The sequence below is a fragment of the Nostoc sp. CMAA1605 genome (genome assembly GCF_021596505.1).
In the GTDB taxonomy this organism is placed as follows: Bacteria; Cyanobacteriota; Cyanobacteriia; order Cyanobacteriales; family Nostocaceae; genus Trichormus.
In genome coordinates, this window is record NZ_PJIZ01000077.1 from 16,826 (window position 1) to 33,517 (window position 16,692).

Annotated in this window: 17 protein-coding genes and 1 pseudogene; 4 read left to right on the forward strand and 14 right to left on the reverse strand. The window is 41.0% G+C overall.

The window, feature by feature from the left end; translation table 11 throughout:
- Nucleotides 1–30: 30 nt before the first annotated feature.
- Nucleotides 31–288, forward strand: a complete 258-nt coding sequence (locus tag CV014_RS22030) for a hypothetical protein (protein ID WP_236143982.1) — start codon at nucleotides 31–33, stop codon at nucleotides 286–288.
- Here the strand turns inward: CV014_RS22030 and gpmI are convergent.
- Nucleotides 193–1,791 (reverse strand): 2,3-bisphosphoglycerate-independent phosphoglycerate mutase, encoded by a 1,599-nt coding sequence (gene gpmI / locus CV014_RS22035; RefSeq protein ID WP_236143983.1) that lies wholly within the window; start codon nucleotides 1,789–1,791, stop codon nucleotides 193–195. The genes CV014_RS22030 and gpmI overlap by 96 nt on opposite strands.
- A 472-nt stretch (nucleotides 1,792–2,263) precedes the next feature.
- Here gpmI and CV014_RS22040 point away from each other — a divergent pair, with 472 nt between their 5' ends.
- Nucleotides 2,264–2,941, forward strand: coding sequence for a potassium channel family protein (locus CV014_RS22040; protein WP_236143984.1), 678 nt, complete (start codon nucleotides 2,264–2,266; stop codon nucleotides 2,939–2,941).
- Nucleotides 2,942–2,955: 14 nt separating this feature from the next.
- Nucleotides 2,956–3,501, forward strand: coding sequence for a DUF3124 domain-containing protein (locus tag CV014_RS22045; RefSeq protein WP_236143985.1), 546 nt, complete (start codon nucleotides 2,956–2,958; stop codon nucleotides 3,499–3,501).
- Between the two features lie 126 nt (nucleotides 3,502–3,627).
- On the opposite strand, the gene CV014_RS22050 is transcribed toward CV014_RS22045, so the two are convergent.
- From CV014_RS22050 to CV014_RS22080, 7 genes are all read right to left on the reverse strand, one after another.
- On the reverse strand, nucleotides 3,628–5,181 hold the full coding sequence (locus CV014_RS22050) for a Na+/H+ antiporter (RefSeq protein WP_236143986.1): 1,554 nt from the start codon (nucleotides 5,179–5,181) through the stop codon (nucleotides 3,628–3,630).
- A 72-nt stretch (nucleotides 5,182–5,253) separates the two neighbouring features.
- Nucleotides 5,254–6,948, reverse strand: a complete 1,695-nt coding sequence (locus CV014_RS22055; RefSeq protein ID WP_236143987.1) for an ABC-F family ATP-binding cassette domain-containing protein — start codon at nucleotides 6,946–6,948, stop codon at nucleotides 5,254–5,256.
- Between the two features lie 218 nt (nucleotides 6,949–7,166).
- A complete protein-coding gene (locus CV014_RS22060; protein WP_236143988.1) occupies nucleotides 7,167–7,496 on the reverse strand; it encodes a Yae1 family protein in 330 nt (109 codons plus the stop codon).
- Between the two features lie 3 nt (nucleotides 7,497–7,499).
- Entirely contained in the window at nucleotides 7,500–8,384 is an 885-nt protein-coding gene (locus tag CV014_RS22065; RefSeq protein WP_236143989.1) for an Rpn family recombination-promoting nuclease/putative transposase, read from the reverse strand.
- A gap of 24 nt (nucleotides 8,385–8,408) precedes the next feature.
- Nucleotides 8,409–8,906: a hypothetical protein gene (locus tag CV014_RS22070; protein WP_103140458.1), complete on the reverse strand. Its 498-nt coding sequence runs from the start codon at nucleotides 8,904–8,906 to the stop codon at nucleotides 8,409–8,411.
- Between the two features lie 380 nt (nucleotides 8,907–9,286).
- On the reverse strand, nucleotides 9,287–11,986 hold the full coding sequence (locus tag CV014_RS22075) for a DNA methyltransferase (protein ID WP_236143990.1): 2,700 nt from the start codon (nucleotides 11,984–11,986) through the stop codon (nucleotides 9,287–9,289).
- A 93-nt stretch (nucleotides 11,987–12,079) separates the two neighbouring features.
- On the reverse strand, nucleotides 12,080–12,442 hold the full coding sequence (locus CV014_RS22080; protein WP_236143991.1) for a helix-turn-helix domain-containing protein: 363 nt from the start codon (nucleotides 12,440–12,442) through the stop codon (nucleotides 12,080–12,082).
- A gap of 219 nt (nucleotides 12,443–12,661) precedes the next feature.
- On the opposite strand from CV014_RS22080, the gene CV014_RS22085 reads away from it, so the two are divergent.
- Nucleotides 12,662–13,096 carry a hypothetical protein gene (locus CV014_RS22085; RefSeq protein WP_236143992.1) on the forward strand — a complete coding sequence of 145 codons (435 nt, stop codon included), beginning with the start codon at nucleotides 12,662–12,664 and terminating at the stop codon, nucleotides 13,094–13,096.
- A gap of 104 nt (nucleotides 13,097–13,200) precedes the next feature.
- On the opposite strand, the gene CV014_RS22090 is transcribed toward CV014_RS22085, so the two are convergent.
- The 6 genes and pseudogenes from CV014_RS22090 to CV014_RS22115 form a co-directional block, all read right to left on the reverse strand.
- Nucleotides 13,201–13,764, reverse strand: coding sequence for a Uma2 family endonuclease (locus tag CV014_RS22090; protein WP_236143993.1), 564 nt, complete (start codon nucleotides 13,762–13,764; stop codon nucleotides 13,201–13,203).
- Between the two features lie 180 nt (nucleotides 13,765–13,944).
- Nucleotides 13,945–15,042 (reverse strand): peptide chain release factor 1, encoded by a 1,098-nt coding sequence (gene prfA / locus CV014_RS22095; protein ID WP_236143994.1) that lies wholly within the window; start codon nucleotides 15,040–15,042, stop codon nucleotides 13,945–13,947.
- Nucleotides 15,043–15,142: 100 nt separating this feature from the next.
- Entirely contained in the window at nucleotides 15,143–15,376 is a 234-nt protein-coding gene (gene rpmE / locus CV014_RS22100) for a 50S ribosomal protein L31 (protein WP_236143995.1), read from the reverse strand.
- Nucleotides 15,377–15,522: 146 nt separating this feature from the next.
- Nucleotides 15,523–15,939, reverse strand: a complete 417-nt coding sequence (gene rpsI / locus CV014_RS22105) for a 30S ribosomal protein S9 (RefSeq protein WP_236143996.1) — start codon at nucleotides 15,937–15,939, stop codon at nucleotides 15,523–15,525.
- Entirely contained in the window at nucleotides 15,939–16,394 is a 456-nt protein-coding gene (rplM, locus tag CV014_RS22110; RefSeq protein ID WP_236143998.1) for a 50S ribosomal protein L13, read from the reverse strand. Before rplM ends, rpsI begins: the two co-directional genes overlap by 1 nt.
- 48 nt (nucleotides 16,395–16,442) lie before the next feature.
- Nucleotides 16,443–16,692: pseudogene (locus CV014_RS22115) on the reverse strand (tRNA pseudouridine(38-40) synthase TruA); the annotation flags it as partial.

The following is a 16,692-nucleotide window of genomic DNA, read 5'->3' on the forward strand; positions in this document are numbered from 1 at the left end:
TTGATCAAAGGTTTTAAAATATGGTCGGGGTTGGGGATTGGGGACTGGGGATTGGGGACTGGGGATTGGGGATTGGGTGGACAAGGTAGACAAGGGGGAATTGAGTTCCCCACTCAGCAACCAGCACTCCCAACTCCCACTCAGCACTCCCCACTCAGCACTCAGCACTCAGCACTCAGCACTCAGCACTCTCTACAACCCTACTGGTATAGGTGTGCGAGGGCGTTGTACGTCGTATTCTGCTGGTTTGAGCAGCGATCGCCCGGTCATTTCTGGTGGTTGGGGTAGTTGTAAAATGTCTAAAATCGTGGGCGCGATGTCGGCTAGTCTGCCATCACTCCGCAATTCGACATTTGTACCGTAGCCAGGGATTTTGGCTTTTTCACCTTCCACTAAAATTAGGGGAACTGGGTTAGTGGTGTGAGCCGTCCAAGAATTACCTGCTTCATCTAGCATATACTCGGCGTTGCCATGATCGGCGGTAATAATAGCTGTACCACCGGCTTTGCTCACACCTTCTAACAGACGACCTAAACAATTATCTACTGTTTCAATGGCTGTGACAGTAGCATCCATTTGACCAGTATGACCCACCATATCTGGGTTTGCATAGTTGATCACCACCAAGGAGTAGATGCCTTTGGCAATGGCGGCGATCGCTACATCAGTTACGGCTGCGGCTGACATGGCCGGGGCTTTGTCATAGGTCGCTACCATTGGACTGCTGACTAATTCCCGGTCTTCTCCCGCAAATGGTTCTTCTAAACCCCCGTTAAAGAAATAGGTAACGTGGGCGTATTTTTCGGTTTCCGCAGTCCGAAACTGCTTCAAGCTATGATTGGCGATGACTTCACCCAGAATATTACTCAAATTCTGTGGTTCAAAGGCCACATTTACGGGCAAATCGCCATCGTACTGGGTAAATGTCACAAAAGACAGAGGCTTGACTTGCTCTCTGGGAAACCCTGTAAATTCTTCGCTGACAAACGCTTGAGTTAATTGTCTAGCACGGTCAGGGCGGAAGTTGAAGAAGATCACCCCGTCTTCTGGCTCGACTGCGCCAGGAGCAATACGTACTGGCACAATAAATTCATCTGTCACCCCTTCAGCGTAGGATGCTTGTAAGACATCCACCGCTTTGCGACCGTCACCGTTGCCAGTTTGGGTCATGACGTTATAGGCTTGTTGGACTCGATCCCAACGGCGATCGCGATCCATTGCATAGTAACGACCACTAACGGTTACAATGCGTCCAATGCCTACACGGTTAATGTAGTCTTCTATCGCACTGATGGCTTTAATTCCATCTGTGGGTGCAGTGTCACGGCCATCAGTGATGGCGTGGATACAAACTTCTGAAATTCGCTGATCTTTGGCTAAGTCAAGTAGTCCGAACAGATGGGTGATATGTGAGTGTACTCCACCCTCAGAACACAGCCCAACTACATGCAGCTTGCCATTCCGAGAGCGAACTTCCTGGCAAATTTTGACAAGAGCTGAGTTGCTGAGGATAGAACCATCCTCCACAGCATCAGAAATGCGTACCAATTCCTGGGGTACGACTCGACCTGCGCCAATGTTCAAATGACCAACTTCCGAGTTACCCATTTGACCCTCTGGCAATCCTACGGCTTTCCCTGATGTGTGGATGAGAGTATGCGGGTAGGCTGCCCATAAACTTCCCATTACTGGCGTTTTGGCAGCGATAATAGCGTTTCCTCGCTTCTCCTCGCAGTAGCCCCATCCGTCTAAAATGACTAGCACCACAGGAGCAACAGGTGCTTTGGTCATAGTAAAATTGCCCTTTACTTTTTGTAATAACCGAATGATACCACTGCTACCCACCACTGCAAGTGAATTTCTGCCTATTAACTTCTTTCATGACATAATTCCATGTTTTTTATCTTTTCTTAAATTTTATTGATTGTCGCGAATATTTTGTGATAAAAGCCCGCAATTAACAGCACAGAAAGCTACAGCATGAAGAGAGCTAAATCTGACAAGGGTTTTGAGATTTGGTTGTGTTAACTTGACTGGAAGGAACGCAACCTAATTTGACATTGGTATTAACTTATAAGAATAAGCATTTTTGCAGAGTGGAGTTAGTATAACGTTAATCAAAATTAGGGTTGTTTGATATTCTCACAGAAAGTATCAAGCTATCCTCATTAAGAACTTCCACTAATTTGTAAAATTAATACCTCCACTACTTTGCTAACCTGAATAAAGTGACATCAAAAGTTAAAGAGGATCAAGAACAGCTATGTACGTGCTAATTGGTGGAGCAGGCTTAGTGGGTCTCTCTTTGGCTCAAAGGTTGGTAGAACTAGGACATACTGTGGCTGTGATTGATGTTGACCCTACTGCTTGTCGCTATGCTCGTGAACAAGTAGGAGCAATTGCTTTTGAAGGGAGTGCAGTTAGTACAGAAGTTTTGTTAGAAGCTGGAATCCGTAAAGCCAATGCGTTAGCTGCAATGCTTCGTAGTGATGCTTTAAACCTAGCAATGGTCACTTTAGCCAAACACTATGGTGTGACCCATATTTTAACTCGGATGCGCCATTCTGATTTTGCTGAACCCCTACGTTTGGCAGGAGCAAATCATATTATTAGCACTGTGGATTTAGCCGTTTCCACAATGGTAAATGCCATTGAATATCCACAAGTAGAATCAATGATGCACTTTGAGCAAGGGCAGATTGAAGTATTAAAACTCTCTATCCCCAACAATTGTTATGTTGTTGGTCGCAGCCTGGCTGAAATTGCCCAAGATTCCCGCTTTCCCTTTGGCTCTCTCATTATTGGTTATCAAGCCCATCCCCACGAAGATTTAACAATTCCTAACGGCAGCACAGTCCTAGAACCAGGTTCGACTGTCTTGATTGTGACCAAACCTGGGTCTTTACATCAAGTAATTGACTTTATTGAAGGCTGTAAATAAAGTAAGTAAATTACATGAAATCATCCCTACATTTTTGTTTAACAATTGCTTTGATGTTTCTGCTGGCATCTTGTACATCATTAGAAAATTCATCAAAATTACAATCCTCTCCTAATCCGACAAAATCATCTGCAACAGTGGTGACTGTGGATAAAAATTTTCAGATAGCAATGGGTCAAACTATCTATGTGCCTATCTATTCCCATATCTATCATGATGATCGCCAACAGATTTTAAATTTAGCAGCAACCCTCAGCATTCGTAATACAGATTTGACCAATCCTATCATCATTACTTCTGTGCGTTACTATGACTCAGATGGTAAATTAGTTAAGCAGTATTTAGAGCAACCAATTAAAATTGATGCCTTAGCCTCAACTGATTTTTATGTATCTAGAAACGATACTAGTGGCGGTTTAGGAGCAAATTTTATTGTAGAGTGGGTAGCACAAACAGAGGTTTCTGAACCGATAGTAGAGGCAGTTATGATTGCTACTGAATTTCAGCAAGGGGTTTCTTTTGTTAGTTCTGGTAAAGTCATCAAAAGCCGCAGAAAATAAGGGACTTACAACTAAAATAAATATACAATCGTTCTGGTGAGCAGGGGGCAGAGGGAAAGAGGGTTTTAGCCTAGTTTACCTTTCTTAAGATAGTTAGGTTTTTTCTCACCGACTTACTTAAATCTATTAATCATCTTCTAATTTCAGCAATTGTTCGTCAATTTTTCTGAGTCGTTCTCGAACAATGTCTTCGGCAATAATCCGCTTACGCATCGCTTCAGTGAGCGCGCCTTTCTCCGCTAATAGTAATCGACGACGAATAGCATCAAGTTTAGTAAATTGATCACCTTTAACATCAAACTCATCGGAACGGCGATTGTAGAATTCTCGTAATGTTTTTTCCGCAGCTGCTACTTGCACCTGATAACTTGAGCGCATCTCTTCATAAACAGCTTTTGGTAATACCCCTGTTCTTAATAAAGTATCTAATTCATCCTGTGCTGCTTTAGCTGTGATGAGTTGGGCTTGCAATTCTTCTAGTTGCTGATGAGAGGTTGATGATTGAGATAACTGTAACCGTTTTACCAACCACGGCAAACTTACTCCTTGCCCAAGTAAGGATAGTAATACTGTGCCAAAAACTATAGCAATGAGTTGTTCTCTACCTGTCACTGTTGCTGGAATGCTGAGTGCCAGTGCCATAGAAAGAGAGCCTTTGATGTTACCAAAAAACAAGACGTGCTGCCAGCGCGAAGGAATGGGACGATCAAACCAACCTACTATAGCTAACAGGGGATAAACAGAGATTATTCTTCCTGCTTGATAGGCAACAATTGCTAACACAACAGCAGGTAAAGTTCGCCAAAAAGTAATTAAGTCAATTTCTAAACCAATGAGTAGGAAAATAAAGCTATTCACTCCAAAAGCGATAGATTCCCAAAAACTGAACAGTGTTAATCGAGTGGAAGCGGAAACTTTATCTGAAACGCCTAAATTCCCGACAATTAGCCCAGCTACAACCACGGCTACTGCACCGGAAACACTGAAAAATTGCCCAATTTGAAATGCGCCTAGAGCTACAGCCACCGTCAGTAGAATACTACTAAGCGGCTCATCTGAACGGACAAATAAACCTGTACTTAAATATCCTACAGCCAAGCCTACGAGTGTTCCACCGACAATCACCACAAACAATTCTTGACATCCATCTAAAATTGTCAGTGAACCAGCTGCGTTAAATTTAACAATCAAACTGAATAAAACTAAAGCTATACCATCGTTAAATAAACTTTCGCCTTCAACAATGGTGGAAAGACGAGAAGGGACAGACACCTCTTTAAATACAGCGATTACCGAAACCGTGTCGGTGATTGCCAAAATTACCCCAGCCAGTAATGCTGCTGTCCAATTCAATCCCAGTCCAAATTTTAACAAGACCGATGTGACAGTTGCAGAAATTACCACTCCTGGCCCTGCTAATAAAGCTATGGGTTTAATGGTGCTGCGGAGACGACTGATATCTGTATTGATAGATGCCTCGAAGATCAGAATCGGCAAAAATAGGTTGAGAATTAGGGAATCACTCAGCCCAATACGCCTGGGCAAAAGTTCAGTGATCGCTAACCCAGCTAAAACCAAACCTGTGACATAAGGAACTCGTAGCCAACGACTGAGAAGAGCTACAATCGTGGCTACTAGTAGCAGAATAATGGAAATATTAACTAATTCAGCAACATTCACTGTGGTTATCAAGAAATAGTAGCAGCACCATTTTGCCGTGAATTACTGATAATTTTGAATATTCCATCAGACTTACTTCTTCTTAGTGGATGCTTTAGCAGCTTTGGCAGCTTTTTTAGCCGCTTTTTCTGCCGCGATCGCTTCTAATTTTGCCGCTTCTTTTTCTTCGGCAATTTTTCCGAGATAGTAGTGGTAATCACCTAAATAAACGCGGAATTCACCATCACGAATTTCCACAATTTTATTCGCCACTTGGGAAATAAAATATCGGTCGTGAGAAACTACAATCGCTGTACCATCATAGTTTTGCAGTGATTCTTCTAACATTTCCTTGGCGGGAATGTCGAGGTGATTTGTCGGCTCATCCAGAATAATTAAGTTTGCCGGACGTAACAGCATTTTCGCTAATGCTAAACGGGCTTTTTCTCCCCCACTTAATGCACCAACTTGTTTAAATACTGTGTCCCCACTAAATAAAAACTTCCCTAAAAGTGTGCGGACATCTTCATTTTTCCAGTCAGGAACTTCATCGTGAATGGTTTCCATGACTGTTTTATTTAAATCCAAAGCTTCCGCTTGATTTTGTTCAAAATAGCCAGGAATGACGTTATGTTCGCCTAATTCTACATTGCCTTCTGTGGGTGGTTCTAAACCCATAATCATTCGCAATAAGGTAGATTTTCCTGCACCATTGTGACCCAGGAAGGCGACGCGATCGCCTCTTTCAATCAACAGATTTGCACCTAAAAATAGAATCTTGTCGCCGTAGATATGGGTTAAATCCTTAATTTTGACTACTTCTCTACCGCTACGGGGTGCGGGGGGAAAGCGGAAATGCAAGGTTCTAACGCTCCCTGTAGGTGCTTCGATGCGTTCGATTTTGTCGAGTTGCTTTTCGCGGCTTTTCGCTTGGGTACTGCGGGTAGCACTAGCACGGAATCTATCCACAAACGCCTGTTGCTTCTCGATTTCTTTTTGCTGGCGTTCGTAAGCACTCAGTTGTGCTGATTGATTTTCGGCTTTTTGTGTGAGATAAGACGAATAATTGCCTAGATAAGTTGTGGAAACACCGCGTTCAGTTTCGACAATTTGGGTGCAGAGACGATCAAGAAACTCTCGGTCATGGGAAACTATCACCATTGGGGTAGTTAGACCTTTGAGGTAATTTTCTAACCACTCAATGGTTTCTAAATCAAGGTGGTTCGTAGGTTCGTCCAGTAGTAAGACATCGGGTTTTTGCAGAAGGATTTTACCCAAACTCATCCGCATTTGCCAACCGCCAGAAAAAGCACTTACGAGGCGATCGCTATCTTCTGGCTCAAATCCCATCTCTGGGAGGATTTTCCCGATGCGTGCTTCTAAACCATAGCCGTCTAAAGCTTCAAACTGACGCTGTAGGCGATCCAATTTATTAATTAGCGCGTCTAGTTCTTCAGGAGTTGCCGTTTGCATCTCGTGCTGTACCTGCGCCAAAGCCAGCTGTACTGCGTTAGCTTCTTTAAATACAGTCCAAAATTCTTCTCTAACCGTGCGGCCTGGATCTACTTCAAACTCTTGATTCAGATAAGCTATGTGCAGACTAGCAGGACGAATAATTTCGCCAGCCGTCGGTTCGATTTCCCCCATAATGATTTTCAGTTGGGTGGATTTTCCTGCACCGTTCACACCGACTAAACCAATGCGATCGCCTGGCTTGACTTCCCAGTTGATATCTTTGAGAACTTCGCCTGTAGGATAAATTTTACTAATATGTTCTAGTCGCAGCATTGAGTTTTTCTTGGTTAGGAGTTAAGGAATTATGGACAGTTATGGACGAAGCACCAGCACTGTGTCCAATATTAACAAAAATTAACCAAAAATTCCTCTCAAAAACTCTTTTCAGACAAACAATAATCTTGTTTGAGCAATTGAAACAGTCACTTGCTAAATTTTCGCTCTAAAACTGCTACGAAATAAACACCTTCCTCTCTCTTTTCTGTTACCTATTACACGTCACCTGTTGCCTGTACAGCCTGCTGTACTTCCTCAACACTTAATTCTAGAGCTTGTGCTATTTGTTCTATTGTCAAGCCTGCTGCTAACATTGGCGGTACAACTTTTAATTTACCTATACGCACACCCTCTTCTCTACCTTCTTCTTTACCTTCTTCTCTACCTTCTTCTCTACCCTCTTCTCTACCTTCTTCTTTACCTTCTTGGAAAACATCCTGAAAATATCGGGTATTCCTTAACTCACTGAGGCTAAACATTTCCTCTAGCTCCTGCTTAGTGATTGTTGCTACGAAATAAACACCTTCCTCTCTCTTTTCTGTCACCTATTACCCATCACCTGTTGCCTGTACAGCCTGCTGTACTTCCTCAACACTTAATTCTAGAGCTTGTGCTATTTGTTCTATTGTCAAGCCTGCTGCTAACATTGGCGGTACAGCTTTTAACTTACCTATACGCACACCTTCTTCTCTACCTTCTTCTCTACCTTCTTCCCTACCCTCTTCTCTACCTTCTTCCCTACCCTCTTCTCTACCTTCTTCCCTACCCTCTTCCTTACCTTCTTGGAAAACATCCTGAAAATATCGGGTATTCCTTAACTCACTGAGGCTAAACATTTCCTCTAGCTCCTCTTTAGTGATTGTGGGCAACTTATACAACAAGATAGTCTCTATTAATTGTAATAATTGCTGTTGTTTTCTTGGTGAGTCTATTTCTAATTTTGTTCTTTCTACTAAATTTCTCGCTGTGGTGATGGCTGTGTCTTCAGATGACACAATTAATTTAACCGTTGCAATACCAATGGGTAAAGGTGAACTTGTGCTTAACTCATCCAGGTAAATCCGCCTGATTCTTTGACTAACAAAGAATTCTCTGTAATGTTTAATATCTCCTATGTCTATACTTCTGCTTGGGTATAAAACCACAGCACCCCAATCATTTACAGGTTGATTTTGACGTAGATACAAGCATATTTCCGCCATCAGACGTGAATAAATCCCATCATCAGCTTGAAACTGCACTTCTACAAAGTAAATTGGTTGCTCATTTTCTCCATTGGGAACAAATACACCATCGATTCTAAAGGCTGTTTGCTTAATTTCGATGGATGAAAATTGGTAGATGCTAGCAACATCGGGAGAATTTCCAATCAATTCAAAGAATATATCGGGAAATTCCTGAAAGAGACGATAAAAAATACTGTCTGTTTTCACAATTATTGATATGTGAACTTTTACTTATGTATTGTTTTGTGTAGATAAACCATCTCGTACCTCTAACAATCGCTCTTTGGTAACTCCGAGGACGCGTGTGAGTGGTAGCAACAACTTATCATCAAATGCTTCACCTGCATAGATACTGTTTAATTCTGCGGGGGAAATTTTGAAGGTATCACAGAACTTTGTAAACTCTGAATCATTCAAATCTAGTTCTGCTTGTCGTTCTTTTAATAAAAGTGCGATCGCCTTAGTTCCATGCTTAGGGCGTTCACTCACCTGGATATATTTTTTGATTAAACTACTAACTAAATTAATATCTTTACCAGTCACTTTGAGTAAATCAGCGCAAGCTCTTTTTAAAGCTTTCTTTAAAACTTCATCTTCATTCAGAAATTGTATAACTTCATTAGCATATTCTTGCTTAAAAAAACCGACTAAATTACCTTTATGATAAATAGGAACATAATTATCTTGAGTATTTGCTTGCCAGTCTAAAGGTTCATTGCGTAGAGACATAATTGCACCTAGTTAGATTTTGATGCTCACCATTTTAGAAGCATTTACACTAACTCGTCATTGTTGAAATCTGGGATAAATGGTGCATAACTTAATTTTTCAACTTTCTGAAAAAATTGGTGATCTAAATTCTGATTTTTCACTGCATCTCAAAAACCCCTTTCCATAAAGTGAAGTTTTTCCCGTAGAATACCTCTCCACTACAAGGAGAAACTACTGCGTTGGGCGGCTTTGCCGACTTGTTCGTGTAGCGTCTCCTAGAGAAGCAAGTAGCATTAGAGGCTTTCTCTTTTCCCCCTTCCCTAGTAGGGAAGGGGGTTAGGGGGTTAGGTCTAACTTTAACTTTTCCACATAACGAGAAAAATCAGATTCTGATTAACTTATATAACTGATTCCACTGGACACCAAGCACCAATAATCTTTATTCCCTGGTTTTCTTTTTCCGCCAATTCTGAATTTAATAGCAAAAGTTTTTCTAAAATATCGTCTTTAGCATGAAACCCATAAGCTTGCATAACTAATTTATCTAACTGCTGATTTAATTTATAAAGCTGGCTAGTAGGCTCATCAAAAAACTTATTATAGAGTGTGGTGATTCCCCACTGTTTTGACTCCATTTGTTCTGTGCGATATTGATGGAGTTCTTGAGCTTTAGTGCGAATTTGTTGAATTAATTTAGCCTCTGGATTTTGAGGAAAGGGGAATGTTTCAAAACAGGTATTATGAGTATAAGCAATATCTGATTTTAAAGTTGATTTTTGAGCATTCATCCAAATACGATGAACTTTAGATGAAAGGATACCAAAGATATAAAAATCATCAGTAGTGACAACAATTGATTTATCCCCAGGTAGCCAATTCAAAGGAGCAGGAACAAATACAGCCCATTTTGAAACTCTGGGAACTGTAAAATAGAAACGTATAGAGGATAAAGCATTTCTCATTTTGGGAGCATTTTCACCAAATTTCCACCAGTTAATTCTTCTCGTATCCCGACGGTTTTTATCGCGTTCTGGCTTAACATGAGTTTTAAGATACTCAAAGGGTAATAAATAATCACTAGCCTCCTCAATACTCATATCATTAAAATCTATAAGCCAACGTTCCGGCTTACCATGAGGACTTTTAGCAAGATTTGCACCCATTGAAAATAGTTTTAATACCTCTTGATTTTTGGTATCAGCCTTAACCCAGTCTTGTACCTGCTTTTCAGTAACTATAAATCCTTTACCTAATGGTATTACACCCTGAAAGCATTTATTTAAATTAGCTTTTAATCTCACAGCTTGAGAAACATCAACTGTAGATGTTAATGAAGAATTGATTTGTGAAACTACCTGATCATCTAAATAATACTTTTGTGGCTGATCTTTACTCCAATTCACAATACTAACATGAACATTAGCTTCACCAGACCAAGGCTGAGTAGAAACAGCCTCATGAATATAGCCACCATTTTGAGTAATATAATCTAACGCCGCAACTCTACTTTTACCCTGACTAACAGAATTAGTAGAAACTAATCCTGCTCTACCTTTTTCATCAATATGTTCATGCGCCAACCTAAACCAATAAGCACAAAAATCTACAGAATCTTTAACATCAGTAAACCTATTAAAAACTCTATCAATATATTCATCACCTAAAGCAATTCTCATGTGCTTACCACCTAAAAACGGTGGATTACCAATAATTGCATCAGCCTTCACCCATTCATTAAATAGCGCATCTTGACAAACAATATTGTTATCCAAACTATCCAAAGGTAAAGCAGGCTCAGTCAATTTTAAATTATCAATCGCAATCTTCCGCGCAATCATCAGCGTCACTCTAGCCAATTCCACCGCAAAAGGATTTGTATCCATACCAAAAAAATTCAATGGCGTAACAAATCCCATTTGCATTTGTTTATTTTCCGACTTCCGACGCTGAGAAATTTTATCAAGCAATAACATTTCTATCCGCTTGAGTTCTTGATAAGCAATGTAGAGAAAATTCCCCGAACCACAAGCCGGATCAAGTACGCGATAACTTTGTAATTCTAATTGCAATCTTGATAATTCACCGATTGTATTAGCCGCTTCTATTCGCTCTTCCCAATAACGGCTAATTGTCGGACGCACAATTTTCATAATGTCCGCTTCTGAGGTGTAATGAATACCTCGCGCATGACGTTCTATTGTATCTATCGTACTTTCAAATAAATTACCAAAAATAGCTGGACGTACTTGACTCCAATTTTCTTTAGCTGACAACTCCAAAAAGTTTAATTCGTCTTTAGTTAATTCAATCGGATGAATAACCGAAAATAACCCACCATTAAAATAATCTACTCCCTGATAACGCCCAGCCGGTGTCATTCCTGGCTGATTCATTTCCCGAAATAACCCACCTAAAACATCATAAGAACTCGCCCCATTGATACAATCTTCAATACAAGAAATAAACATATCACGGGGTAAAAGTTGTCTATCTTCTGCAAACATCGCCAATACACATTGCAGGATAAATCGCTGTGCTGTTAACTTAGTAATTCCGCGTTTTTCCAATTCCAATAGCAACTCGCCCATACGACGCGCCGCCCGTTCTGTCACTTCTACCTGATTGTTACGGAAAATAGGAGTTTTTTCCCCTAATTCCATAAATCCAAATGCTCCAGCCCTTTCTGGTAGCTGCTCAAGAGGAATTACATCAACAGGTGTATCTAATTGGATATCAAAGTCAAAAATCCAAAACTCATCAAAATTGCACAGAATCACATATTTAGGACGTTGTGGTACTAACCGCGTCCAATAGTCAAAAGCTTGAGAATAATGCTTACTTAAATCCTCCCCCCGCTTTTTCATTTCAATCAACACGCGGGGTTTCCACACCAAATCAGCAAAACCCGTTTTACCTTTTTTGCTACCTTTCTTAATTGCTTCCTCGTAACTGGCTCCCGCTTCTAATGCACCTTCATGACCAAAAGCCCGAAAAAAGCGGTCTAAAAAAGTTTGTGCTTCTTTCTTTTCTTGTCCTGTGATGTGCTGTTGACAAAAACTAACAAATTTATTCAGGCTTTCAGGTGTTGCTCTTACCATTCGTTTAAGGGATTAGTCTACGCACTTTTAACTATTCCCATGTTATAAATTCATCTCTTCAAATGGTAAGAAAAGTCTACATAATTAATTGATTTAACTAGCTTTTGCTTCCTCATCTGATGACTGTGCCACAGCAGCTAGTCTATCCGCCGCCGCTTGCACTACCAGCGCCACTTGACTTAGAGGCATATGCTTGATTTGTCGTAAAATTAAATTTAAGTCAGAAATTTCCTGTACTGGTTTACCCTCTAAACAACAGAGTAACTCTTCCATTGTGTAGCCTGCTTTAGCGGCGATTTGAGCCAGATTTTCTGTGTCTGGCACTTTTACACCCTTCTCCCACATCTGAACCGCAGTCGCAGAAACTCCCAACAATTTACCAAAGGCTCGCTGACTCAACGAACCGCGAGCCGATTTAATGATTTCAATCAGTTTTTGTCTGCTTTCAACGTTCACTGCTTTTCTGGCTAGTCAACTGTATTTACAAATTTAGTTGTAACACTATCCGTTGACATTTTGATTGACAGAGTTTGGTTTTAGCTGTAAAGTATATAATCTAAGTTTTAATATTGCAACTAAAGTAATAGGTAAAGTTACTCTAAAGTAAGTAGTCTTGAGCGCGAATTAATGTTTCAAGGCTGCAATGCCAGTGCGTGTAATCAGAACAGGTGCATCATGTCTCGCCAGCTACGCAGAATTAATCAATATCGCCGTAAAAATAAAAATTTAATTGCAGCTAATAAAATTAAACCACAAAAGTGGTGCATATCTCACACTGAAGCACAAGCAGCTTTAAATGCTCAAGGCTACAACGTCAAACAAGTTAAGAAAATTTATTGTCTGAAGCATCAGGTTTGTATATCTTTTTGGGATATAAAAGGCAACATATGCAGCAGCTTTTTTAGTTACCGAATCTTTCTGCGTTGGCAAAAGGAAGTAGAAAGTTTAATTTCTAGCTGTCAAATTATGAAGGAATGGCAGAGGTTAAATTATCTATTGAAATATGAATTCGCCTATTATCGATATTCTCAAGAGATGAAAGAAGAACTACAAGCAGCATTAGAAAACAGTATGAAAGTGTTAAAAACAAAAGAACCACAAGCAGTTTAGAAATTCAAGGTTAGTAGTGAGAACTTTAGTTCTCTCTACGAGACGCTGCGCGAACAAAGAAGGACTAAAGTCCTTACTACGAACTTACTTTAGGTAAATTATACTTATTTACCCAATATTTCATCAACGGTAATTGTGACATCAGGAAATCCAGGAATTACTAAAGTTTCTCCAAGAGTAAATTTCTCTATTTGCTGATATCCTGTAGCAGTTGGTTGTTGATAAACTTCAATAGTTTGTTCGTTAATATCTATTAACCAAACTACAATTATATTTGCAATTGCATATAAAGGAATTTTGACTTCTCTATCAAACTGAATTGTAGAGTCAGCAACCTCTATTAGTAAATAAATATCCTGCGGTTGGGGATGTGCATTTTCATAAAAATCATCACGGGGTTTGAGTAAGGCTACATCTGGCTGAGGTTCAGAACTATCATCAAGTTCTACAGGGTCTTGAATAGCAATTAGAACTCTATCACCTAATTTATTAGCGAAAATTTTATTTAAACGCTTCACACAAGAAGCGTGTTTTGTTCCAATAGGTGACATCTCAATAATTTCTCCTTGTATCAGTTGCACCCGATCATCTGCTGTCAGGATTCCCGACTCAATCATTTTATGATACTGCTCTACTGTAAATTTTCGTCTTAATAACTGCACAGTCATAACTACCTTACCTCTACTGTCTCTTGTATCTTCATTATGGAACAAGTCTTACAGAGAAATTATGATCACCAAAGTTTGCACTCCTCCAAATACAAAATTGGGTAGAGCGATCGCCCCACCCAACCTATAATAAATATTTACTAAACCCCTACACCCCTACACCCTTAAACCCCTATACCCCTAATTAGTACCAGAAGCCGCTAACTCTGCTAGTCTTTCTTGCTGGTCTTGAGAAATACAGGATTGGATGAGGTCTTCGATATCTCCTTCCAAAACAGGGTTAAGGGAGAAGTTTTGACCTAAACGGTGGTCGGTGGCGCGGTTATCTTTATAATTATAAGTGCGGATTTTTTCTGATCGCGATCCTGTACCAACTTGCGATCGCCGCATCGAAGTCACTTCTTCTTGCTGTTCCCGCAACTTCATTTCATATAGTTTCGCCCGCAGAATTTGCATCGCCCGTTCTTTGTTTTGCAACTGGCTGCGTTCTTCTGTACAGAAAATCCGAATTCCCGTTGGTTTGTGCATCAAGTCAACCGCAGTTTCCACTTTGTTGACGTTTTGTCCACCCGCACCACCAGAACGTGCTGTGGTCATTTCAATGTCTTTCGGGTCAATGTGAACTTCTACATCATCGACCTCTGGCATAATTGCGACTGTAGCTGTGGAGGTATGAACCCTTCCCCCAGCTTCCGTGGCCGGTACGCGCTGCACTCGATGAACACCAGCTTCAAACTTCAGCTTACTGTAGACACTATCGCCTTGAATTTCCAGGATCACTTCTTTGAAGCCGCCCATTTCACCCAGAGATTCACTCACCAACTTGACTCGCCAACCTTGAGTATCAGCATAGCGAGAATACATCCGTAGTAAATCTCCCGCCCAGATACTTGCTTCGTCACCACCAGTCCCAGCCCGAATTTCCAACATGATGTTTTTATCATCATTGGGGTCGCGGGGTAGCAGCAACACCTTCAAGCGGGTTTCTAAATATTCGATTTTTTCTTCTAATTCTTTTACTTCCAAAGCTGCCATTTCTTGCAACTCAGGATCGCTGTTTGCCTCTTTGAGTACCTGACGCGCCCCAATTAATTCTTCTTGTGCTGTTTTCCAAGTGTCGTAGGTATTGACGACTTCTTCCAAGGAAGAACGAGACTTAGCAATTTTTTGATACTCATCAGGATTTTTAGCAGTATCAGGGTCAGCTAGGCGACGAGTCAATTCATTGAAGGTTTGTTCAACGGATCTCAGTTTCTCCAGTAAGTATGTTTCAGCCATAACAGTGCAACGCTCCTTAAAAAATAACAAGTTGGCTCAGGCATTAAATGACAATCGACCCAGCATTTGCAGGGTCGTCGTTAACAGCAGAGCCAACCAGCTACTTTTTCTTTTTGTCGCCTTGACTGCTAGACATACCGTATTTGCGAAGGAATCTTTCCACGCGTCCTTCGGTGTCAATAATCTTCTGAGTACCAGTGTAAAAAGGGTGGTTTCCAGACCAAACATCTACGTGTAATTCGGGTTTGGTAGAACCAACAGTCATCACAACTTGACCGTTGCAATATACTTTTGCTTCTGGATACCACTGGGGATGAATATCAGGTTTAGCCATTGTTCCTTTTGTGGTGAATCTATATAAATTATAACTTTTTGCTTGTATTTAGGTACTAGGTTTTGGTTACTGGGGACTGGGGAATAGGAATTTAAAATGTTTACCAATACCCAATACCCAGTACCCAATCCCCGATACCCAATTCCTTACCGTTTGGAGTATTGAGGAGCTTTACGAGCTTTGTGCAGACCATATTTTTTCCGTTCTTTTGCTCGTGGGTCACGAGTCAAGTAACCTTCAACCTTGAGGGGTGGACGGTTTTCGGGGTCTAGTTGGCATAAAGCACGAGCTATTCCCAAACGTACAGAGTCGGCTTGTCCAGTTAAACCGCCGCCTTCTGCTTTGACTAGAATGTCATATTCGTTTTCTAGTCCCAATGTTTCTAAAGGAGCTTTGATGACTCCCAAGTAATTGGCATTGAACTGGAAATACAAGTCTCCAGGCTTACCATTCACAATCAACTGACCGCTACCGGGAACTAAACGCACCCGTGCGACTGCGGATTTACGGCGGCCAGTACCCCAGTACACGGCGCGGCCGCTATTTGCTTCTGCTACTACCATTAACTTTCTGCTCCAGGAATTGTATTAATGTTGAGTTCTTTGGGTTTTTGCGCTGCGTGGGGATGTGTAGGCCCTGCGTAGACTTTCAGTTTAGTAAATAACTGCTTACCCAAGCTATTTTTAGGTAACATACCTTTGATGGCGTGTTCCACAATTCTTTCTGGTAAACGCTGTTGCAGTTTGGCAAAGGTTTCAGTCTTCATTCCACCAGGACGGCCAGAGTGACGACGGTAGAGTTTCTGTGTCCGTTTTTTGCCTGTAACTGCGACTTTCTCAGCATTGATGACAATTACAAAGTCCCCTGTGTCTAGGTGGGGGGTAAAGTGAGGTTTGTTTTTCCCTCTTAAAACCATTGCGACTTCGCTAGCAAGGCGACCGAGACGTTTATCTGTGGCATCTACTACGTACCACTCATGCTCAAGAGAGTCTTGAGGAGGAAGGTAGGTTTTACTCATCATTGTGTATTATCCTTTGTCTTTTTTTTTGGAGTCGATAGTCAATAGTTAGAGCAGTTGACTGTTGACTATTGACTGTTGACTCTTACTAATCACTAACTTTGGCATGGTGTCATACCAAACATCAGGGGAAAAGGGAAAGTCAGGGTAGCCGACTCGCAATAAACATAAGCCTTGCGGTGGTGCAGCATATTTGACTTCTTGGCGGCGTTGCTCTTTCCAGATGTCGGTGAAACTAGTGAGAGTTCTTTGTCCAGAACCTACTTGTACTAGCATCCCTACTAACAACCGCACCATG

What these genes read in the sequence shown, in the direction of transcription:
- prfA (WP_236143994.1), bottom strand. Translation starts at nt 15,042, where the DNA reads ATGGCTGAAACATACTTACTGGAGAAACTGAGATCCGTTGAACAAACC.
- rplM (WP_236143998.1), bottom strand. Translation starts at nt 16,394, where the DNA reads ATGAGTAAAACCTACCTTCCTCCTCAAGACTCTCTTGAGCATGAGTGG.
- CV014_RS22085 (WP_236143992.1), top strand. Translation starts at nt 12,662, where the DNA reads ATGTCTCGCCAGCTACGCAGAATTAATCAATATCGCCGTAAAAATAAA.
- CV014_RS22055 (WP_236143987.1), bottom strand. Translation starts at nt 6,948, where the DNA reads ATGCTGCGACTAGAACATATTAGTAAAATTTATCCTACAGGCGAAGTT.
- CV014_RS22045 (WP_236143985.1), top strand. Translation starts at nt 2,956, where the DNA reads ATGAAATCATCCCTACATTTTTGTTTAACAATTGCTTTGATGTTTCTG.
- CV014_RS22090 (WP_236143993.1), bottom strand. Translation starts at nt 13,764, where the DNA reads ATGACTGTGCAGTTATTAAGACGAAAATTTACAGTAGAGCAGTATCAT.
- gpmI (WP_236143983.1), bottom strand. Translation starts at nt 1,791, where the DNA reads ATGACCAAAGCACCTGTTGCTCCTGTGGTGCTAGTCATTTTAGACGGA.
- rpmE (WP_236143995.1), bottom strand. Translation starts at nt 15,376, where the DNA reads ATGGCTAAACCTGATATTCATCCCCAGTGGTATCCAGAAGCAAAAGTA.
- CV014_RS22040 (WP_236143984.1), top strand. Translation starts at nt 2,264, where the DNA reads ATGTACGTGCTAATTGGTGGAGCAGGCTTAGTGGGTCTCTCTTTGGCT.
- rpsI (WP_236143996.1), bottom strand. Translation starts at nt 15,939, where the DNA reads ATGGTAGTAGCAGAAGCAAATAGCGGCCGCGCCGTGTACTGGGGTACT.
- CV014_RS22070 (WP_103140458.1), bottom strand. Translation starts at nt 8,906, where the DNA reads ATGTCTCTACGCAATGAACCTTTAGACTGGCAAGCAAATACTCAAGAT.
- CV014_RS22075 (WP_236143990.1), bottom strand. Translation starts at nt 11,986, where the DNA reads ATGGTAAGAGCAACACCTGAAAGCCTGAATAAATTTGTTAGTTTTTGT.